Origin of the sequence: Archangium sp., assembly GCF_036277355.1 — a bacterium.
Lineage (GTDB): Bacteria > Myxococcota > Myxococcia > Myxococcales > Myxococcaceae > Archangium.
Window position 1 is genome coordinate 22489 of the sequence record NZ_DASUNC010000020.1, and the last position, 20956, is coordinate 43444.

The following is a 20956-nucleotide window of genomic DNA, read 5'->3' on the forward strand; positions in this document are numbered from 1 at the left end:
CGAGGGTCGCTCCAGCGGAGACATCCCTGCACGTGGTGAAGACCGAAGCGGAGCAACGGCCGGCCCCCGAGCCGAGGCCGGAGCCCCTGCTCGTGGAGCCACCGCCCGCCGAGGGCGAGCTCTCGGAGGCCGAGGCGCGGCGGGTGGATTTCGCCTGGTCGGCGGCCATGGTGGGCTCGCTGGCGCTGGTGTTCGCGCTGCTGTCGGTGTTCGGCGGGGTGGCGGTGCCGGTGCTGCTGGCGCTCGCCATGGCGTACGTGCTCAACCCGCTGGTGACCGCCATGGAGCGCCGGGGACTCAACCGCACCCTGGGGACGAGCGTGGTGTTCACCGGGAGCCTGCTGCTGCTGATCGGCGCGGTGCTCTACCTCATCCCGGTGTTCCGGGAGGAGGCGGTGAAGCTGCCGGACTTCTTCCGCCGGGCGAGCGAGCGGGTGGTGCCGCAGGTGGAGTCGTTGCTGGGACGTCCGTTGCCGGAGCTGTTGCGCCAGCGCATGACGGAGCTGGGGGCCCAGGCGTCGGAGATCCTCCAGAGCGCGGGGCCCACGGCGGCGCGGCTGGTGGCGAGCTTCGCGGGCAACACGGCGCGGGTGGTGGCCACGTTGCTGGGCCTGCTGGTGGTGCCGGTGCTGGGCTTCTTCTTCCTCCAGGACTATCCGGAGCTGGTGGGCAAGGTGAAGGCCCTGGTGCCGCGCCGGGCGGTGGGGCTGGTGAGCCGGCGCTTCTCCGAGGTGGATGACGTCCTGTCCGCCTTCGTGCGCGGGCAGATCACCGTGGGGGCGATCCTCTCGGTGCTCTACGGTACGGGCCTGTGGTTCGCGCGCATCGACCTGGCCATCGTGATTGGCGTCATCGCCGGGTTCGGCAACATGGTGCCCTACCTGGGGACGGGGCTGGGGGTGGTGCTGGCGGGGCTGGGGCTGATGCTGTCCTGGCAGGGTCCGTGGCAGCTCGCGGCGGTGGCGGGCACCTTCGTGGTGGGCCAGATGGCCGAGGGCCTCTTCATCACCCCCAAGGTGGTGGGCGACAAGGTGGGCCTCTCGTCGGTGGCCGTGATCATCGCCATCCTGGCCTTCGGAGAGCTGTTCGGCTTCACCGGCATCCTGCTGGCGGTGCCCACGACGGCCATCCTCAAGGTGGTGTGGAGCGTGGTGGTGGAGCGCTACAAGCGGACCGGCCTCTACACGGGCGGGCAGCCTGGCCCCTGAGCCTCGCGCGACCCGGCCCGAATCCGTCCCGTGGAGTAGACGGTGGCGGAGGGGTAGGGCGGGGCGCTAGGGAAGGGGACCGTGGCGAAGAGCAAGACACCAGGGACGGGCGCGGCGGGGCTCGCGCGCCTTCACGACGAGATCATCACCTGCCGGGCCTGCCCCCGGTTGGTGGAGTGGCGCGAGCAGGTGGCCCGGGAGAAGCGCCGGGCCTTCCGCGACTGGACGTACTGGGGCCGGCCGGTGCCCGGCTTCGGGGACCCCCAGGCGGAGCTGGTCATCCTCGGACTCGCGCCAGCGGCCCATGGGGCCAACCGGACGGGCCGGGTGTTCACCGGGGACCGCTCGGGGGACTTCCTCTTCGCCGGGCTGCACCGGGCGGGCTTCGCCAACCAGCCCCGGAGCGAGCACCAGGACGACGGCCTCGCGCTGACGGGGGCCTACATCGTCGCGCCGTGCAAGTGCGCCCCGCCGGACAACAAGCCCCTGCCGGAGGAGCTGGCCCGGTGTGCCCCCTTCCTGGACCGGGAGATGGCCCTGCTACCCGTCCAGGTGGTGCTGACCCTGGGGGGCATAGCCTGGAACGCGACGCTCGCCTGGCTGGAGAGGGCGGGGGTGTCCATCCCCACGCCGCGGCCGTCCTTCGGACACGGGGCGGAGCTGGCCCTGCCGGGGGCCCCGGTGCTGTTGGGCTGCTACCACGTGAGCCAGCAGAACACGCAGACGGGCCGGCTCACCCCCGCCATGTTCGACGCCGTGATGGCCCGCGCCCGGGTGCTGATCGAAAATCGCCAGGGAACATGACGTACCCATGTCGGTGTTTCCTTGACAGCTCCGGGCTGCCCATCGTATTCCCCGCCCATCTTCGACGGCGGCAGTCGCGGCGGCGAACGGGTCGTTAGCTCAGCGGTAGAGCACTACCTTGACACGGTAGGGGTCAGTGGTTCGATCCCACTACGACCCACTTCAGTACGGGTTTTCAACTGCGGGCGGCAAGGCTGATGAGCCTGCCGCCCGCGTTCTTTTCCGAGGTCTCGCATGGCGGATCAGATCACGGTGACCCTCCCCGATGGCAGCCAGAAGCAGGCACCCCGGGGCACGACCATCGCGGACTTCGTGCGCGACAGCATCGGGGCGGGCCTGGCCAAGGCCGCCCTCTTCGCGCGCGTGAACGGCCAGGACATGGATCTGGCCCGTCCGCTCACCGAGGACGTGAAGCTGCAGATCTTCACCTCCAAAAGCCCCGAGAGCCTGGAGCTCATCCGGCATGACGCCGCCCACGTGGTGGCCAGCGCCGTGCAGCGCCTCTTCCCGGGCACGCAGGTGACCATCGGTCCCGCGACGGAGGAGGGCTTCTACTACGACTTCTTCCGCGAGAAGCCCTTCACGCCCGAGGACCTCGAGAAGATCGAGGCCGAGGCCAACAAGGAGATCGCCAGCAACCTGCCCTTCGTCCGGACGGAGATCTCCATGGACGAGGCGATCAAGCTCTTCGAGGACAAGGGCGAGAAGTTCAAGGTCGAGATCGTCAAGGACATCGCGGCCAAGGGCGCCAAGACGCTCACGCTCTACACCCACGGCGACTGGGTGGACTTCTGCCTCGGGCCCCACGCTCCGAGCACCGGGAAGATCGGCGTCATCAAGCTGCTGTCCACCAGCGGTGCGTACTGGCGCGGAGACCATCGCAACCCGATGCTCCAGCGCATCTACGGCACGGCCTTCTTCGACAAGAAGGCGCTCCAGGAGTACCTCAACCGGATGGAGGAGGCCCGCAAGCGCGATCACCGCAAGCTGGGCAAGGAGCTGGATCTCTTCCACTTCCACCCGTACTCGCCGGGCGCGGCCTTCTGGACCCCCAAGGGCACCACGCTCTACAACACCCTGGCCGCCTTCATGCGCCGCATGACGAGCGAGACGGGCTACGTCGAGATCAAGACCCCGCTGCTCTACAACAAGGGCCTGTGGGAGACGAGCGGCCACTGGGGCAAGTACAAGGAGAACATGTTCCTCGTGCTCGACAGCGAGTCCGGGGAGCATGACTTCTCGCTGAAGCCGATGAACTGCCCGAGTCATCACCTGTACTACGGCTTCAAGAAGCACAGCTACCGCGACCTGCCCCTGCGCCTGCACACCCAGGACGTGCTCCACCGCAACGAGGCGGCCGGCTCGCTCGGTGGCCTCACCCGCGTGCGCCAGTTCGCCCAGGACGACGCCCACATCTACTGCATGGAGAGCCAGATCCCCGACGAGGTCCGGCGCTTCGTGCAGCTGCTGGATCGCGTCTACAAGGCCGTGGGTCTCTCCTACGCCGTGAAGCTGTCCACCCGGCCCGAGAAGCGGCTCGGCGATGACTCCCTGTGGGATCGCGCCGAGGCCGGCCTCAAGAGCGCCCTGGAGGGGCTCGGCCTGGAGTACGAGCTCAAGCCCGGCGACGGCGCCTTCTACGGCCCGAAGATCGACTTCGACGTGTCCGACAGCATCGGCCGCAAGTGGCAGCTGGGCACCATCCAGCTCGACTACCTCGCCCCCGAGCGCTTCGATCTCACCTACATCGGTGACGACAACGCCGAGCACCGCCCCGTGGTGCTCCACCGCGCCATCTTCGGCTCCTTCGAGCGCTTCATCGCCATCCTCATCGAGCACTTCGCCGGTGCCTTCCCCGCGTGGCTGGCCCCCGTGCAGGCCGTGCTCGTCACCGTGGCGGACCGCCAGAAGGACTACGCCCTCAAGGTGCGCGACCAGCTCCGCGCCAAGGGCTACCGGGTGGACTTCGACGAGCGCGGCCTCACCCTCAACGCGAAGATCCGCGACGCCCAGCTCCAGAAGATCCCCTTCACCCTGGTCATCGGCGACACCGAGGTCGAGGGCGGGGGCGTGTCCCCCCGTCGCTACGGCGGCGAGGACCTCAAGACCATGAAACTGGAGGCCTTCGAGGCCCTCCTGGAGAAGGAGGCCGCCTGGCCGTGAGGCCCCTCGGGGGGGTCCTGGGTCATGATCACCCCTTGACTCCCTATCGCTGGCAAGTATCTTGCCCCCCTTCAGAGGGGAGTACCTACTCCCACGATCTGGAGGGAGTCACATCGCTCGCGACCAAAGAACGAACCGCCGTATTCGCGCTCGCGAGGTCCGCGTTGTAGGACCTGAGGGCGAGCAACTAGGAGTCCTGCCGATCGAAGCAGCGCTGGATCGGGCTCAGTCCGCGGGGATGGACCTCGTCGAGGTCAACCCCATGGCCAAGCCGCCAGTCTGCAAGATCATGGACTACGGCAAGTTCAAGTATGAGGAGAAGAAGCGAGCCTCGGAAGCGAAGAAGAAGCAGGTCGTCGTCCACCTGAAGGAGATCAAGCTCCGTCCCAAGACCGAGGAGCACGATTACGAGTTCAAGGTCCGCAACGTGCGCCGCTTCCTCGAGGAGGGGAACAAGGCCAAGGTCACGATCATGTTCCGTGGCCGGGAGATCACGCACAAGGAACTGGGCTCGGCCATCCTGGATGACGTGGTCAAGGATTTGAAGGACGTGGCGGTGGTGGAGCAGATGCCGAGGCTGGAAGGGCGGCAGATGTTCATGATCATCGCCCCGAACCCGAAGGTGGCGGCCCGGGCGAGGGAGATGGCCCGGCAGCAGGCGGCGGCGGCGGAGAAGAGCGAGAAGGGCGAGGGCGGGAAGAAGAACGAGGTGGCGGGCTCTGCCAGGCCCGAAGGTCAGCAGGCGGCGGCTCAGGCCCCGGTGCCTGCTCCCACGGCAAGCGCTCCGGCGCAGGCCGAGGGCGCGAAATAGTTGGACCCGGCTGGCGGCTTCCAAGCCGTCAGCCCTGACACACGCTGACGGCGATTCGCTGCGGCGGATGGGTAGTTGAAGGAAGGAACCGCAAGATGCCCAAGTTGAAGACCCGTAGCGGCGCCAAGAAGCGCTTCCAGGTGAAGAAGACCGGCAAGGTGAAGTTCGGCAAGGCCTTCGGCAAGCACCTCTTCACCCACGCCAAGAGCCAGAAGCTCAAGCGCGATCACCGTGGCACCGGCCATCTGAAGGACATGGATGGCAAGAAGGTCGTCAAGGAGATGTTCCCCTACGGGGCGAACTAGCCGTACGCAGTCAAGAGGGCCCTGTCGGTGCGGTGAACAACCGGAGCCGGGGGTTTTCAAACACCTCGCAGCAGTCAGGAGTCAGCAATGCGCGTCAAGAAGGGTTTCAAGGCTCGTCGCCGTCGTAATCGGATTCTGAAACTGGCCAAGGGTTACCGCGGCCGCCGCAAGAACTGCTACAAGCGGGCCAACCAGGCCGTGGAGCGCGCGCTCGATTACGCCAGCCGTGATCGCGCCGTCCGCAAGCGGAACTTCCGCTCGCTGTGGATCGTCCGCATCAACGCGGCCGCCCGCACCGTGGGCCTGTCCTACTCGCGGCTGATCGCCGGCCTGGCCAAGAACAAGATCGCCCTGGATCGCAAGGTCCTGTCCGAGATGGCCATCGTGGATCCCGCCGGTTTTGCCGCTGTCGCCAACATCGCGAAGGCGGCCTGAGTGTGACGGCCGGCCCTGAAGCCGGCCTCGAAAGTGAGCGGCCGCGGTCTTCCTGTGAAGGCCGCTGCCACTCGCGGGTTTGAAACGGGCTGCCCCCAGGGCGGCCCTTTTTTTTGGCCCCGGCCCGGCCGGGAAAAGGGAGGCGAAGTCCCCATGCGAGATCGCTTGCAGGCACTCGCGGACGCGGCGCGGCGGGAGATCTCCGTCGCCTCGGAGCCGTCCGCCGTCGAGGCGCTCCGAATCCGCTACCTCGGCAAGAAGGGCGAGCTGTCCGGTGTCCTCGGAGGGATGGGCAAGCTGCCCCCCGACGAGCGCCGCGCCCTCGGCGAGGTGGCCAACCAGGTCAAGGCGGAGATCGAGAAGCTCCTCGCCGAGGCCGTCCAGCGCGCGGAGGACGCGGCTCTGGAAGCCGAGCTGCGCGGCCCCAGGCTGGACGTGACGCTGCCCGGCCGCGCCGCCAGGCCCGGCAGCCGCCACCCGGTGTCCCGGACGATGGAGGAGATCGTCCGCACCTTCCAGCGGCTCGGCTTCGAGGTGGCCCACGGGCCGGAGATCGAGCTCGACTACTACAACTTCGAGGCGCTCAACCTCCCGAAGGATCACCCCGCGCGCGACATGCAGGACACCTTCTACGTGGACGAGTCCTCGCTCGGCCACGCGAAGAAGGCGGACAGCTCGCCGCTGCTGCGCACGCACACGTCCCCGGTGCAGGTGCGCTTCATGCTCAACCGCAAGCCGCCCTTCCGCGCCGTCATGCCCGGCCGCGTCTACCGGCGTGACTCGGACATCACCCACACGCCCATGTTCCACCAGGTGGAAGGGCTGCTGGTGGACAAGGACGTCAGCTTCGCCGAGCTCAAGGGCACCCTGGATGCCTTCGTGAAGGCCTTCTTCGGCTCGGACACGCGCACGCGCTTCCGCCCGTCCTTCTTCCCCTTCACCGAGCCCTCGGCCGAGGTGGACATCTCCTGCACCTCGTGCGGCGGCAAGGGCTGCCGCATCTGCAAGCAGACCGGCTGGCTGGAGGTGCTCGGCAGCGGCTCGGTGCACCCCAACGTCTTCAAGTACAGCGGCTATGACCCCAACGAGGTCTCCGGGTACGCGTTCGGCATGGGCGTGGAGCGCATCGCCATGCTGCGCTACCGGATCGACGACCTGCGGATGATGTTCGAGAACGACGCGCGCTTCCTGGAGCAGTTCTGATGAAGATCTCGGTCAAGTGGCTCGGTGACTATGTGGCGCTCCCGGCGAGCGCCGACGAACTGGCGCGCAAGCTGACCGCCGTGGGTCTGGAGATCGAGGGCCTGGAGCGCCCCGGCGAGGGTCTGCGCGGCGTGGTGGTGGCGCAGATCAAGGAGTCCGTCCAGCACCCCAACGCGGACAAGCTGTCCGTGACGAAGATCGACATGGGCGGCCCGGAGCTGCTGCAGGTCGTCTGCGGCGCCAAGAACTTCAAGGTCGGCGACAAGGTGCCGCTGGCCACCCTCGGCACGAAGCTGCCCAATGGCGTGGAGATCAAGCAGGCCCCCCTGCGCGGCGTGGACAGCTTCGGCATGCTCTGCTCCGCCAAGGAGCTGGGCATCTCCGAGGAGTCCTCCGGCCTGCTCATCCTCCCGCAGGACCTGAAGCCGGGAACGCCCATCGCCCAGGCGCTCGGGATGGATGACGTGGTGCTGGAGGTGAACGTCACCCCCAACCGTCCGGATGCCCTGTCGCACCTGGGCGTGGCCCGCGAGGTAGCCGTGGCCACCGGCGGCACCCTGCGTCCGCCCCAGCCGAAGCTCGCCGAGTCCGGCGCCCCCGCCTCCGAGAAGGCGAAGGTGCGCGTCGAGGACCCGGTGCGCTGCCCGCGCTACGCCGCCCGCGTCATCGAGAACGTGAAGATCGGTCCCTCGCCCCAGTGGCTCCAGGACCGGCTCAAGGCCTGCGGCGTGCGCCCCATCAGCAACGTGGTGGACGTCACCAACTTCGTCCTCCTCGAGTACGGCCAGCCGCTGCACGCCTTCGACCTGGACAAGGTGGCCGGTCAGGAGATCATCGTCCGCACCGCGAAGCCGGGCGAGAAGATGACCACGCTCGACGGCAAGGAGCGGGCGCTGTCTCCCGAGGACCTGCTCATCTGTGACCGCGACCGGGCCCAGGCCCTCGCCGGCGTCATGGGCGGCCAGGACAGCGAGGTCAGCGCGGGCACCACGCGCGTGCTGCTCGAGTCCGCCCACTTCCAGCCCTCGAGCATCCGCCGCACCTCCAAGCGCCACGGCCTGCACACCGAGGCCTCGCACCGCTTCGAGCGCGGCGCGGACCTCGACGCCGTCATCCCCGCGCTGGATCGGGCCTCGGCCCTCATCGCCGAGTTGGCCGGTGGCACCGTGGCCCCGGGCCGCATCGACGTGCACCCGAACATCCAGCCGCCTCGCCGCGTGACGCTGCGCTACGGCCGCGTAGAGAAGGTGTTGGGCGTGGCCATCCCCGAGGCCGAGTGCCGGCGCATTCTCAGCACCCTCGGCTTCCTGTCGGTGGGGGAAGGGAATGGGCAGACGGTCTTCGAGGTGCCCCGCGCCCGCGTGGACGTGGAGCGCGAGGAGGACCTCATGGAGGAGCTCGCCCGCGTCTACGGCTACGACAACATCCCCGCGAAGCTGCCCCGTGGCCTCGCCGAGCTGGGCCCCGAGCCGGCCACCGCCGAGGCCGAGCGCCGCGTCCGCCAGGCCCTCTCCGGCGTGGGGCTGAGCGAGGTGGTGAACTACTCCTTCGTCGCGCCGCGCTCCCTGGAGGTGCTGGGCGGGAAGGACAAGCCCGTCACGCTCCTCAACCCGCTGAGCGTGGAGCAGTCGGTGATGCGCACCAGCCTGCTGCCGGGCCTGCTGGAGAACCTCTCCCGCAGCGTCCGTCACCAGGTGGAGTCCGTGGCCCTCTACGAGACGGGCCGCGCCTACTTCCAGGATCCCGAGGGTGGTCAGGGCCAGCGTCCCGCCGCTCGCGAGGTGCACCGTCTGGGAGGTCTCGTGTGGGGCCTGCGTGGCGGCCGGACGTGGACGCAGAAGGACGCCCGGGCGGACTTCTATGACGCCAAGGGCGCCCTGGAGGCCGTGCTGCACGCGCTCCATGTGGACGGCGTCCGCTTCGTCCCCGCCGAGGCTCCCGCCTACCACCCCCGCGCCTGCGCCCGGGTGGAGCTGGCCGATGGCACCGTGCTCGGCCACGTGGGCGAGTTGCACCCGCGCGTCACCAAGGCCCTGGACCTGCCCCGCGACGTCTTCGTCTTCGAGGTGGACACGGCGCCCCTGTACGCCGCCTCCCGCCTGGTGCCCGAGTACCAGGGCCTGCCGCGCTTCCCGGCGGTGCTCCGGGATCTGGCCGTCGTGGTGCCCCTGTCCCTCCAGAACGACGAGGTCCGCCGCGTCATCCTCGAGGTCGGTGGCCCCCTGGTGGAGGACGCCCTCATCTTCGACGTCTACACCGGCAAGCCCATCCCCGAGGGCCACAAGAACCTGGCCTACGCCATCCGGTACCGCTCGCCCGAGCGCACGCTCACGGACGCGGACGTGACGGCCGCCCACCAGCGCATCATCTCCGAGGTCAACCAGCGCCTGGGTGGTGCCCTGCGGACCTGACGTGGTGGGTTCGCGCGAAAACCTGAGTGAAACCGGTGGGTTGACAGCTGTCAGGGAAGGCTGTCACAGTCCGCCGGGTTCACCGCAGAGAGGGGCGCGAAGGTACTCGCATGACCAAGGCGGACATCATCGAAGGGGTCTACGAGAAGGTCGGCTTCTCCAAGAAGGAGTCGGCGGAGATCGTCGAGCTCGTCTTCGACACCTTCAAGGAAACGTTGGAGCGCGGGGACAAGATCAAGATCTCGGGGTTCGGCAACTTCCAGGTGCGCCAGAAGAAGGCGCGCGTGGGCCGCAACCCGCAGACCGGCAGGGAGATCGAGATCTCGGCCCGCCGCGTGCTGACCTTCCGGCCGAGCGCGGTCCTCAAGGCCGCCCTCAACGGCGAGCAGATTCCCGAGAACCACTCGGAGCTGGACGCCGCCGAGGACGCCGCCGCCGACGCGGCCGAGGCCGCTGGCCTGGATCCCGAGGATCTGGACGAGGAGCTGGAGGAGGTCGAGGAGTACAAGGCCTCGGCCGGAGGAATGAAGGCCAAGGCCGAGTGAGTTTTTGAAGGGCCGCCCGATCTCGTGCTTGACCTGTGGTTCGGGTGACGGCATAAGGCAGCCCATCTCGCCGACGGGAACGCCGACGAGACGCCGCAACGGGGCGTAGCGCAGCCTGGTAGCGCACTTGCTTGGGGTGCAAGTGGTCGCTGGTTCAAATCCAGTCGCCCCGACCAAAGAAGGCCCTGGAGTTTCACCGCAAGGTGGGCTCCAGGGCCTTCGTTTTTTTTGGGCTCCCGGACTCCCGCGAAACAGGCCGTGGAGAACGGCCTCGGTGAGCTAGCGGTCGTGTGGCGCAGCGCATGGAAGTGCAGCGAGCAAGGCGTCGCCCGAGGTCAGAGCGCGCAGCACAGCCTCAATTTCGGACGCGAGCACATGCCCTCGCACCGCGTTGAGCGCGAGCTCGAAGCTGGGGCGCTTCCGGGCGAGGAAGTCGACAGCACGACGGGGTTATGTCCTTCTCGTCCGCGGGCACGACGTCGAAGTGCCCGCCCATGAAGCCCAGCGCCCCGACACCGGCGTTGCGGCCCTTCACGGTGAGCACCACGCAGGGGGGGGGCTGGTTGCTGGGAGCATCCAGGGACTCTGCCTGGATGAATCCGCTTTGAAGGTGCGACGCCAGCGTGTCCAGCGCCACCTGGGCGGCCAGCCACTGCTCTGGCACCAGTCCCTCGCCAGGGTTGTTCTGCAGCTTCGGGGTCAGGGCAATGAGACGTCGGAACATATCACCAAAGGCCGGTACATTGTACGTATCGGCCTCGGTGTATTGCCTCTACATCTCCGCACCCGTCCGCCGCTCGCAAGTGGGCACACACTCGACTTATGCTCACTGCGGCATGAAACCCGTGATGATGGACGTTTTGGAGGAGCACCTCGACGAGGCGACGTTCCTCTGGTCTCAGTGGGAGCGAGCTCTCGTGGCTGCCGACTGCAACCTGTCGGATACCGCGAAGCGTGAGGAGCGGCTGCTGGTCCATCTGGATGGGTTGGTAGTGGGAGGCGAAAGTGCCGTGAACGAGTTGTTGCTACCAGGCCTGCACACAGACGAGGCCGAGCGGATCTCTGCCTCGGCTTTGGCGCTACTCGCCAACAACGGGGAGCGGGGACTCAAGGAGATCCTGTGGGTGCTCGACTCAGGCGACGATGTGCAGCGCGCGGCCGTAGGACGCGCGCTGGAACTGAGCAGGCGCAATGGGCTGGAAGCAGTGCTGCTCAAACGTCTTGCGGCGGATGATAGGGCCTTGCGGCTCCTGGCATTTCAGGTGCTGGCATTCCGCGGAGTAGTTCCTCCAGAGATAAGGAAGCAGTGGCTTTACCATGATGATGCCGAGCATTTGATCGCCGCACTGCGCGCTGCGCGGGCTCTTCCCCGGGATCTTGTCATGGGCCTCCTGCCGCGACTTCTCATGGATTCGCACCCCGGAGTGCGCGGGGCCGCCATCATGGCGGGGCTTGTCTTAGGGACTCGCATGGCATGGAAGACGTGCCGCAAGGTGGCCGAAGAGAGAGGAGCAGGTCACCGGCAGTGCTTAGTCGTGCTAGCGCTCGGCGGAGACGAGCGAGAAACGGAGTGGCTGGTCAGCTTGCTGCGCAAGCCAGAATTGAGGCCCGATGTGCTCTGGGCGCTTGGATTCAGCGGACAGGTTATTGCTGCGGATGCGTGTCTGGAATGGATGGAGGACACCAAAGCAGCGGCCTTGGCTGGCGAAGCGTTCTCGGCCATCACGGGACTGAAGTTGGAAGGGGAGTACCAAAAGATAGTGGAGGAGGAGGAGGAGGCTCTAGTTCCGTTAGAACAGGAGGATTTGGATGCCAATCTGCTGCCATCGCCGGAGGCGAGCCTTCCTGTGCCGATCCGCGATGCCGTTGAGAACTGGTGGCAGCAGGCTCGGAAGAACTTCGAACGTGGTGTCCGTTACCTTCGAGGGAGCAAACTCGACGCTGCGGGTCTCTTGACGGCAATCGGGCGCGAGTCGATGCGACGCCGTCACGTGCTCGCGTTGGAACTGTCAATCCGAAGTCGAGGTGCGCATGACATCCAGACGAGGGCCTTCACTGGCAGGCAGCACGCGGAACTGGAGGCAGCCCTGGCCGGACGTACGAGTTTCTCGATAAGTCCGTTCACAAGCCTTTTCGGGGCTTGACGTAGGAGCCCGTCTCACACGGTTGCGCTCCATATTTTCTCACGCCCAGATGCGATTGACCTATCTCTCTTCCTTACCTACAGTCTCCACGCTGCTGCTCATCAACCGAGGGCCGTCGCATGTGGGAGATCCGCAACCACACACCATTTGCCGCTGCCTCGATCGTCACCATCGATAAACGTGGCGAAAAACATTGGGTCGTGGTTGTCAAGGGTACATTCCACATTGGAAACGGGGGGGCGATCGATATTGCGGACCAACAGGTAGAGCCCAAACTGGCTCCCGAGTACCGCGGGAAAGAGGGGGAGTCGAGTCTGATCTACGAGCAGGATTTGATCGCTGCTAAGCCCCGCACGGACCTCTATCTCAACGCCACGGCCTATGCGCAACGCGGTCAGCCCTGCACCGAGCTCTTGGTGGGCATCAGGACGCCCTGCGGACAGAAGGCGCTTCTGATCCGCGGCGATCGCAAGTGGGAGCGGAACCTTGTACGGCAGTTGGTGCCAACGTCCCCACTGCCCTTCGTGCGGATGCCGATCATTTTTGAGCGCGCCTACGGCGGATATGACCGGGAGGATCCCGAGCCAGCCAAACACCGTCTTGATCAGCGCAATCCAGTAGGCACGGGCTTCTGTACCAGTGACGGGCACCGCTTGGGCAAGCCGCTTCCTAATATAGAACTTCCGACTGAGCCGCTGGAAAAGGGGCCTGCCGGATTCGGAGCGCTCTGCAGTTACTGGGAACCGAGGAGCCGGTATCAGGGCACCTATGACGATCAGTGGGTGAGGACTCAAAAGCCGTTGCTGCCGGCCGACTATGATCCACAATTCCTTCAATGCGCTCCCGTCGATCAACAGTTCGATCCCCCGCTGCGCGGCGGCGAGCGCATTGCTCTGGTGAATTTGACACCAAGCGGCGCTTTGCAGTTCGATCTTCCGAAGCGCTACTTCACCTTCACCACGCACATCGGACGGCGGAGCCTCACACATCACGCCAAACTCAATACAGTTGTGATCGAACCCGATCACTCAAGATTGATCATGGTCTGGCACAGCACCCTGTCGTGTCATCATGACATTGACAACATCGATTCCACCCGGATCATCGAGAAGCGCTATGTGTGACTCTCCACAACCGGGCTTCCGGTCTCGGCCGAGGTGAAGCAGTGGGCACTCAGACCTGCATTATCGGGTTGGGGGCGCGGACTCCTGTGGGGCTCAGTGCTTACCCCTCAGCCATGGCGGTTCGCGCCGGGATATGCCGGATCCAACAACACCCCTTCATGATTGATAGGTCCGGCGAGCCTTTCATGACCGCCATGGACCGGACCCTGGGCGAGCAGGTGCGGAGTAAGCGCATCCTTGAACTCGCCACCAGCGCCTTCGATGAAGTCATCGAATGCCTGCCTCCGAAGCGCAAGATGAGGCTACCGATTTATCTGGGCCTCCCGGAGCTGAGCCCGCTCTTCACCCGGGACGATGCCCGGTGGATCTTCGATCGCTTGGCGCAACACGCCGCCTCCGTATGTGTTCCTGAGATGACCGTCATCACTGAGGGAAATGCATCGGGCCTCGTGGGGCTGGAGCGAGCGGTCGCTGAGCTGCGCAGCGGCCAGGCGGAGTGCTGCCTCGTGGGTGGCGCTGACTCCTTCATGGATCCCGATCTCCTTGAGTCCCTGGATGAAGCCGGGCGGGTTGCATCCTCCAGCAACCGTTGGGGCTTTCCGCCCGGTGAAGGCGCGGGTTGGCTCGCCGTGTGCAACGCTGAATTCGCCCGCCGGTTCAAACTCAAATCGCTGGCAAGAATCGCAGGAGTGGCCATGGCCCAGGAGGAGCATGCAATGCACACGAGAACCGTGTGTGTGGGCCAGGGGCTCGCGCAAGCCATACGCGAGGCAACCGCCGAGGCGGGAATGCCCATCACCAAGCAATACTGCGACATCAATGGCGAGCGTTATCGGGAGGACGAGTTTTCATACGCCATCCTGCGCGTCCCATCCGCTACGATCGTGAATGCAGTGGACTATGTCGCTCCAGCTGACTGTTGGGGACATACCGGTGCCGCCACGGCGCCCCTGCTCCTGATGCTGCCAATCGTCAGCGAGGAAAGGGGCTTCTCGCCCGGTGCTGCCCCGATGGTGTGGTGCGGTTCGGAGTCCGGCCTCCGCGGTGCGGCTGTGCTTCACTTCAATCAAGAAGGAGCGCGATGAACGTCACGGTCAATACCCCACGAACGCCTGTTACTGAAAATAGCAACGGCATCAAATTGGCCGCCTTGCCAAATGTTTGCAAGATGCCAGGGCCACCCGCTCCTTTCGTTCCCACGCCGCTGCCCAATATCGGTAAGTCGGACAACTCGCCGCAGGGCTTTTCGACCTCGGTCACGGTGACGGGTAAGAAGGTCGCGATCAAAGGTGCATCCTTCAAGAGCACAGGGGACGTGGCGAGCCAGGGAACGGGGGGCGGGTTGATCTCCGCCAGCACTCAGGACGTCACCGAATTCGTTGGTCCTGGCTCGATGAACGTCAAGATAGAAGGCAAGAACGTCCAATTGCTGGGCGACATCATGACCAACAACAAGAAGAACTGCATGTGAGTGGGCCCTCATGACAATGGTCAGTCAAAAATCGGGCAGTCCAGTCACCGCGCAGATGGTGCTCCAGGAAATCCTCTGTGAGTGCCACAAAAATACTAAGCCAAAGCCGGAAGACACCTGCACTTCGCTCGGAGAGGCTAAGCACGAGTGTTGCGATATGGCCATCCAGAACCATAAAGCGCCACCCCATATCGCTGGAGAGCGAGGGTATGCGAGCGACGGCAGCCGCCTGACGCAGAGCCGCGCCCAGATGAAAGCCGCCGGAACGCTGAAGGGCACACTGTGGCCGGACGCATGCTCCACTGATGCTGCCGGCAACCCGACGCAATTCTTCGATTTCAAATTCGTCTGCCCTGGTGGAACACAGTACTACGACAAACGGACGGGCGAGGTCCGCTTCTCTCGGGGAAAAGGGAACCCAGGCGCGGATTTCTACTTCCCAGAGGGCAAATCACAATATGATCGCTATCTGAAGTTAAGCATGAGGCTGGGCGTTACCGAGATGCCCACGCCACTCACCAGCCAGTCCTGCCGCTAGTCAGCCTGGAAGGCAGTCAATGACGAGACGAGAACTGAGTTTCCTTGCGAAGACCCGGGCCTACGACGGTGACGAGGTAGTCGTGGTGCGGCCCGGAATGGCACTCCTGCTCTACACGGCTGCTCCACTGCCGGCAGCCAATGCCGCGACAGCCGATGTCCTTGAGAGCTACCTTCGATTCATCCCCGAGGGAGCGATTGCGACGACCTACGTCACCAGCGAGGATGAATATGTGCAGGGCGGTTGGGAGCCATTTGACCTCGGCCGGCGCACCCACCTGCTCAACGACTTGCGAACGATGCCGGTTACCGAGGATATCGAGGGATATGGATTCGTGCTCTCCTCAAGTAGTGATGGCCAGGCTGGCCAGTTTGGCGCCCGCTATCGCGGCTCGACCCTCGCGGAGCCCATCTTCCCGAACGAGACCAGCCTCCTGCGGCTGGAGTTCCCCTGGGACTTCCTGAACACGGTCGAAGACAGCGTGTTCCTCGCGTTCATCAGAGAGGCCGCTGAACTGTTCCCATTCTCCACGGGTCATGCTGGGATGTCGTTCATCTACACCATCTCGTACGAGGTGGAGGCACGAGAAGAAATCCAGAAGCTGGTTCCCCGATTCTTGGGGTTTGATCCTGCTTACGATTGGGTCAAGAACTGGATGCGCGGCAGGGTTCTAACCGCGCACTGGCTCAATCTCCTCGATAACGAGACAGCGGAGGCACTCGGGGGAGAAGAGAAGCTACGGTCAGCGCTCGAGGGTTGCGAGGTCCAGCGCCTACGAAACGGCTTGTTGATTCGTGGAGCCAGACATCCCCCGGTTGGAGATGTGAACCGCGGTGCGGGTGACCTCGGGCTGCTCCCTCTAGTCGCCAAGGTCCTAAGGCCGCGACGGTTCGAGCATTCAGCTCCGCTCCATCTCGGCCTTCCGGACGAGGCGGCTGGACAGGCGTGGCTGGAGCGATTCGATCTCCGTCCTGCTCTGGCCTGGGACAATCGATAACGGCATGGCCGTACGGAGTGTGTCGGCCCAGTTGCTCAACTCGCATGTAGACGCGCCAGCGCCAGCGCACCGCGCCCTGCGTTATTCGCACCGCGTTGAAGATGCGGACGTGGGGCAATTCGTACGCACGGCTGGTAATCCGTGGCCCGGCACACCCCAGCCGCTCCGCAACCTCCCGGACGGTCAGCAGCCGGCCAGACCCCGAGGCCACGGGTGCCACCGAGGCGGGGCCCAGCAGCAAGCTAGCCGCAAAAATCTAGGGTTTTGGAGTACTGGCTGGGACGGCTGGACAACTTCGGATGAGGAAACCCGAGTGTTTACGGTGGGTTGTGAACCGCTGGTTAGGGCTGGACGGCTCCCTAGGTTCCTTGAGGTGCAAGGGGCCGCTGGTCCAGTTCCAATCGCCTCGACCAGAGAAGGCCCTGGAGTTTCAACCCTAGCTCCCCCCCTGCGTGAGCTTCGGGCCCGGCGGCAGATCCCCTACGATGCGGGCGATGGCTTCACGCGCGTTCATCGGAGGGCTGGCCCTGATCCTGCTCTCCCTCCTGGGAGGTGTGGCGTGGCTCCGCCCGCGTTCCCACCCGGAGCGGGGTGGTGTGACGCCGACCCCCGGGAACGCCGTGGCCCGGAGTGTTCCGGAAGACACCACCGACAAGGGCCTGCTGGGCGTGGTGATCTCCGATGCGTCCGTGAATCTCGCCGCGAGGCTGGAAGGGCGCGTGGAGGACGTGCGCGTTCAGGTGGGCAGCGTGGTGCGCCGGGGTGAGGTTGTCGCGACGCTGGACTCCGCGGGCACGCGGCAGGAACTGGCCATCGCCGAGGCGGCGCTGTTGTCCAGCCGCGCCGAGCAGCAGGTGGCGGCGCTGTCGCTGAAGCAGGCCCAAGAGCGGTTGCAGCGGCGGGAGGATCCCGCACAGCTCTCGGTGGGCGCCATCTCCCAGGAAGAGGTGTCCGCGGCGCGCTTCGAGCAGCAGCTCGCCGAGGCGAAGCTGGCGCAGGCCCAGGCGCGCGTGCAGGAGCAGGAGGCCCGTGTGGCCCAGCTGCGCCAGCGCGTGGAAGAACTGGTGGTGCGCGCTCCCTTCGACGGTCAGGTGGCCGGGCGCTTCACCCATCCCGGCGCACTGGTGCAGCCGGGGCAGGCGATGGTGCACGTGCTCCGCCGTGGAACGCCGCAGGTGCGCTTCGCCATCCCCGCTCAACAGGTGCAGCGCGTGGAGGTGGGGCAATCGGTGCGCGTGGAGGTGACCGAGCAGCAGCGGGTGCTCCAGGGGCGCGTGAGCCAGGTGGCTCCGGAGGTGGATGTCGCCTCCCTGATGATCTTCGCGCTCGCGGACGTGGAGGTGCCCCCGGGTGTCTTCGTCCCCGCGGGCACGACGGTGCGGGTGAAGCCGGCGGCCAGTGCGCAGGCCCCGCAGGCGGGCAGTACGGTGGGGGCGCGGCAGTGAGCGAGCAAGGCCAGGGCAAGCCGTCCATCTTCCGCAAGGAGGCGCTGGAGTACTACCAGCACTACCGCAGGCAGGAGGGCGATGTGTTGCAGCTCGCCCCCGGCTGGACGCGTTGGACGTACGCGCTGCTGATGGGCATGTTGGGCGTGGGTCTGCTCGTGTGTCTGATCGGCACGGTCTCCGAGTACGCCTCCGGCAGCGCGGTGGTGCGGATCGAGCGGCGCACGGAGGTGACGACGCCCGCGGGTGGTGTGGTGGCCTCGGTGCTGGTGCAGCCCGGTCAGCGCGTGGAGGCCGGACAGCTCCTGGTGACGCTGCAATCCGAGGAGGAGCGCCACACGCTCACCCGCGTCCAGCACGAGCTGGAGCTGAATCTGGTGCGCTACATGCGCGATCTGACGGATCAGTCCGCCCGCCTGGCCCTCACGGCGCTGCGGGCCGAGCAGGAGCTGGCCCAGGCCCGCGTGGAGGCTCGCTCCCTGCGCGCTCCCGTGGCGGGCGTGGTGGGGGCGCTGCGCATCCAGCCCGGACAGTTCCTCACCGCGGGCACCTCGGTCGCGTCGCTGGTGGAGGACGATGCGCCGGTGTTCCTGCTGGCCTTCCTGCCCGGCTACTACCGGCCCTTCCTCGAGCCCGGCATGCCCCTGCGCGTGGAGCTGGCTGGCTTCCACTACGACTACCGCGAGGTGCTCATCGAGTCGGTGGGCGATCAGATCATCGGCCCCGGTGAGCTCAAGCGCTACCTGGGGCCGGACCTGGGCGATGCGGTGAAGGTGGACGGCCCCATCGTCCTGGTGCGGGCGAGAATCCCCTCGCGGACCTTCACCCACGAGGGGCGGGTGCTGGACTTCTTCGATGGAATGCCCGCGCGGGCGGAGGTCGCGGTCCGCTCCGAGCCCATCATCCTGACGCTGATCCCGGGACTCAAGGCCCTCTTCCCCCATGACGACTGAGCAGACGCCCTCCGAGCACAAGCCCGGGTTCCTGGAGCGCTTTCCCGCGCTCAAGCGGCTGCAGGCGCGGCTGAAGACCCTGCCCGAGGTGCGGCAACTGTCGGTGGCGGACTGCGGCGCCGCGTGCATGACCATGGTGCTGGGCTACCACGGCCGGGAGATGAGCCTGGACCAGGTGCGCGCGGTGACTGGTATCGGCCGTGATGGCATCTCCGCGCGTACGCTGCTGGAGGCCGGGCGCCGCCTGGGTCTCCGGGGACGCGCCGTCGCCATCGACCTGGATCGGCTCGAGCACCTGCCCACCGGCACCATCCTCCACTGGGACTTCAACCACTACGTCGTCTTCGATCGGCTCGTCCGCGGCCAGGTGCAGATCGTCGACCCCGCCCAGGGACGGCGCCTCGTGTCCATGGAGGGCTTCAGCCGGCACTTCACCGGCGTGGCGCTCCTCTTCGAGCCGGGCGAGGACTTCCAGCGGATCGTCACGCCTCGCGCCGGAGCCTTCCGCTACCTGGTGCCGCTGCTGCGCCAATCCGACACGCTCAAGCGCATCATCGTGCTGTCGGCCACCCTCCAGCTCTTCGCGCTCGCCGTCCCCATGCTCATGGGCATGGTCGTGGACCGCGTGGTGCCTCGGGGTGACTACCACCTGCTCGCGGTGCTGGCCCTGTCCCTGTCCGGGCTCGTCCTGTTCCACCTCATCGCCTCGCTGCTGCGCGGCCACCTGCTCCTGGAGATGCGCACCCGCATCGACTCGGGCATGACGCTGGGCTTCCTGGACCACCTGGTGGGCCTGGCCTTCTCCTTCTTCCAGCTCCGCCCGGCCGGCGACCTGATGATGCGCGTGGGCATGCAGTCCAAGGTGCGCGAGGTCCTCTCCTCCACCGTCATCTCCACGATGCTCGATGGGTCGCTGGTGCTGCTCTACTTCGTGCTGCTCTTCCTCGTCAGCCCGTGGATCGGCCTGGTGGTGCTGGGACTCAGCGCGATCCAGGTGCTCGTCTTCCTGGTGACGCGGGAGCGGCGGCGCAGCCTGCTGTCCCAGAGCCTGGAGCTGGATGCGAAGAACCAGAGCTATCAGATCGCCATGCTCACCGGCATGCAGACGCTGAAGTCCTTTGGCGCCGAGCGGCGGTCCGTGGAGTCCTATTCGCATCTCTACGTGGACGTGATGAACGTCACGCTCGAGCGCGGGCGCCTGGGGCTCTGGGTGGAGTCGCTCACGAGCATGCTGCGGCTGGCCTCGCCCCTGGTGCTGCTGGTGGTGGGGGCCTATCAGGTGCTCGAGGGGCGGCTGTCCCTGGGCGAGATGCTGAGCCTCAACGCGCTGGCGGGCGCCATGCTGGTGCCCCTGGCCAACCTCATCGCCGTGGCCGGTGAGTTCCAGCTCCTGGGCAGCTACCTGGAGCGCATCAACGAGGTGCTGGACGCGCCCCCCGAGCAACCCCGCGACAAGGCGGCCATGCCGGTGAAGCTCGAGGGCGCCATCGAGCTGGAGAAGGTGTCGTTCCGCTATGGCACCACCTCGCCCCTGGTGGTCCAGGACGTGTCCCTGAAGATCGCCCCGGGGCAGATGATCGCCATCGTGGGGCGCTCGGGAGCCGGCAAGTCCACGCTGGCCAACCTGCTGCTCGGGCTCTACCTGCCCACCTCCGGCCGCGTCGCCTATGACGGCCTGGATCTGACGAACCTGGACCTGCGCTCGCTCCGGTCACAAATGGGTATCGTTCTGCAGGATCCGTCCTTCTTCGGCTCGTCGCTGCGGGACAACATCGCCCTGGCGGAGCCCGAGCTGCCCCTGGAGCGGGTGATCGAAGCCGCGAAGCTGGCCTGCATCCACGACGACATCGTGGCCATGCCCATGCAGTACGACACGCTCCTGGTGGACCGCGGCTCGGCCCTGTCCGGAGGCCAGCGGCAACGCTTGGCCCTGGCGCGAGCCCTGGTGCACCGCCCCGCGGTCCTCCTGCTGGATGAGGCGACGAGCGCGCTGGATGCCATCACCGAGGCCCAGGTGCAGCAGGCCCTCGCGAGCCTGAAGTGCACGCGCGTCGTCATCGCCCACCGGTTGAGCACCGTCCGCCGGGCGGATGTCATCGTCGTCATGGACGCGGGACGCGTGGTGGAGACGGGCAGCCACGAGGAGCTGGTGGCGCGCGGCGGCTATTACGCGAAGCTCGTCAACGCGCAGATGGATCAGCCCGCCACGCCCAGGGCCCGGGCAGGGTAGGCCGAGTCCCAGGCTCCGCGAATCCAAGAGCCTCGAACAGCCATCCGCCGGGTGTTGGAGGGGCCTCGGGCAGGTACCCGACCGGCCGTCCTTTCGCCTGAACTGTTCAGCAGGCGGCACTCTATACTGCCGCCGCTTGTCCGCGCCCGCTTCGACCCCCCAGGAGCCC

The 20956-nt window shown here is 66.4% G+C and carries 18 protein-coding genes, 2 tRNA genes and 1 pseudogene; 20 read left to right on the top strand and 1 reads right to left on the bottom strand.

Features of this window, described 5'->3' with window-relative positions:
- Positions 1-35 precede the first annotated feature (35 nt).
- The 11 genes and pseudogenes from VFZ09_RS06045 (at position 36) to VFZ09_RS06095 (ending at position 10061) form a co-directional block, all read left to right on the top strand.
- The gene (locus tag VFZ09_RS06045; RefSeq protein WP_414640676.1) at positions 36-1208 is read left to right on the top strand and encodes an AI-2E family transporter; all 1173 of its coding nucleotides are present in this window, start codon (positions 36-38) and stop codon (positions 1206-1208) included.
- 81 nt (positions 1209-1289) lie between these two features.
- Positions 1290-2012: a uracil-DNA glycosylase gene (locus VFZ09_RS06050; protein ID WP_329726519.1), complete on the top strand. Its 723-nt coding sequence runs from the start codon at positions 1290-1292 to the stop codon at positions 2010-2012.
- Between the two features lie 88 nt (positions 2013-2100).
- A tRNA-Val gene (locus VFZ09_RS06055) sits at positions 2101-2172 on the top strand.
- A 74-nt stretch (positions 2173-2246) separates the two neighbouring features.
- On the top strand, positions 2247-4175 hold the full coding sequence (thrS, locus tag VFZ09_RS06060) for a threonine--tRNA ligase (protein ID WP_329726520.1): 1929 nt from the start codon (positions 2247-2249) through the stop codon (positions 4173-4175).
- Positions 4176-4236: 61 nt separating this feature from the next.
- Positions 4237-4986 carry a translation initiation factor IF-3 gene (gene infC, locus VFZ09_RS06065; protein ID WP_329726521.1) on the top strand — a complete coding sequence of 250 codons (750 nt, stop codon included), beginning with the start codon at positions 4237-4239 and terminating at the stop codon, positions 4984-4986.
- A 95-nt stretch (positions 4987-5081) separates the two neighbouring features.
- The gene (rpmI, locus tag VFZ09_RS06070; RefSeq protein WP_043407585.1) at positions 5082-5291 is read left to right on the top strand and encodes a 50S ribosomal protein L35; all 210 of its coding nucleotides are present in this window, start codon (positions 5082-5084) and stop codon (positions 5289-5291) included.
- A gap of 87 nt (positions 5292-5378) precedes the next feature.
- A complete protein-coding gene (gene rplT / locus VFZ09_RS06075) occupies positions 5379-5726 on the top strand; it encodes a 50S ribosomal protein L20 (protein WP_047857553.1) in 348 nt (115 codons plus the stop codon).
- Between the two features lie 153 nt (positions 5727-5879).
- Complete coding sequence (gene pheS, locus VFZ09_RS06080) at positions 5880-6929, top strand: phenylalanine--tRNA ligase subunit alpha (RefSeq protein WP_329726522.1); 1050 nt, start codon at positions 5880-5882, stop codon at positions 6927-6929.
- Positions 6929-9340, top strand: a complete 2412-nt coding sequence (gene pheT, locus VFZ09_RS06085) for a phenylalanine--tRNA ligase subunit beta (protein ID WP_329726523.1) — start codon at positions 6929-6931, stop codon at positions 9338-9340. Before pheS ends, pheT begins: the two co-directional genes overlap by 1 nt.
- 110 nt (positions 9341-9450) lie before the next feature.
- Positions 9451-9789 (top strand): annotated as a pseudogene (locus tag VFZ09_RS51555) (integration host factor subunit alpha); the annotation flags it as partial.
- 195 nt (positions 9790-9984) lie between these two features.
- Positions 9985-10061 (top strand) — tRNA-Pro (locus VFZ09_RS06095).
- Between the two features lie 179 nt (positions 10062-10240).
- Here the strand turns inward: VFZ09_RS06095 and VFZ09_RS06100 are convergent.
- Positions 10241-10609 (bottom strand): hypothetical protein, encoded by a 369-nt coding sequence (locus VFZ09_RS06100; RefSeq protein ID WP_329726524.1) that lies wholly within the window; start codon positions 10607-10609, stop codon positions 10241-10243.
- Between the two features lie 124 nt (positions 10610-10733).
- Here VFZ09_RS06100 and VFZ09_RS06105 point away from each other — a divergent pair, with 124 nt between their 5' ends.
- From VFZ09_RS06105 to VFZ09_RS06145, 9 genes are all read left to right on the top strand, one after another.
- Positions 10734-12029, top strand: coding sequence for a TIGR02270 family protein (locus tag VFZ09_RS06105; RefSeq protein ID WP_329726525.1), 1296 nt, complete (start codon positions 10734-10736; stop codon positions 12027-12029).
- Positions 12030-12148: 119 nt separating this feature from the next.
- Positions 12149-13153 (top strand): DUF2169 domain-containing protein, encoded by a 1005-nt coding sequence (locus VFZ09_RS06110; protein ID WP_329726526.1) that lies wholly within the window; start codon positions 12149-12151, stop codon positions 13151-13153.
- Between the two features lie 185 nt (positions 13154-13338).
- Entirely contained in the window at positions 13339-14238 is a 900-nt protein-coding gene (locus tag VFZ09_RS06115; RefSeq protein ID WP_329726527.1) for a beta-ketoacyl synthase N-terminal-like domain-containing protein, read from the top strand.
- Positions 14235-14624 carry a PAAR-like domain-containing protein gene (locus VFZ09_RS06120; protein ID WP_329726528.1) on the top strand — a complete coding sequence of 130 codons (390 nt, stop codon included), beginning with the start codon at positions 14235-14237 and terminating at the stop codon, positions 14622-14624. Before VFZ09_RS06115 ends, VFZ09_RS06120 begins: the two co-directional genes overlap by 4 nt.
- 10 nt (positions 14625-14634) lie before the next feature.
- Positions 14635-15162 carry a hypothetical protein gene (locus VFZ09_RS06125; RefSeq protein WP_329726529.1) on the top strand — a complete coding sequence of 176 codons (528 nt, stop codon included), beginning with the start codon at positions 14635-14637 and terminating at the stop codon, positions 15160-15162.
- Between the two features lie 19 nt (positions 15163-15181).
- Positions 15182-16159: a type VI immunity family protein gene (locus VFZ09_RS06130; protein WP_329726530.1), complete on the top strand. Its 978-nt coding sequence runs from the start codon at positions 15182-15184 to the stop codon at positions 16157-16159.
- A 494-nt stretch (positions 16160-16653) separates the two neighbouring features.
- Positions 16654-17604 (top strand): efflux RND transporter periplasmic adaptor subunit, encoded by a 951-nt coding sequence (locus tag VFZ09_RS06135; RefSeq protein ID WP_329726531.1) that lies wholly within the window; start codon positions 16654-16656, stop codon positions 17602-17604.
- On the top strand, positions 17601-18557 hold the full coding sequence (locus VFZ09_RS06140; RefSeq protein WP_329726532.1) for an efflux RND transporter periplasmic adaptor subunit: 957 nt from the start codon (positions 17601-17603) through the stop codon (positions 18555-18557). The genes VFZ09_RS06135 and VFZ09_RS06140 overlap by 4 nt, the downstream gene beginning before the upstream one ends.
- Entirely contained in the window at positions 18547-20787 is a 2241-nt protein-coding gene (locus VFZ09_RS06145; protein ID WP_329726533.1) for a peptidase domain-containing ABC transporter, read from the top strand. Before VFZ09_RS06140 ends, VFZ09_RS06145 begins: the two co-directional genes overlap by 11 nt.
- Positions 20788-20956: the final 169 nt, after the last annotated feature.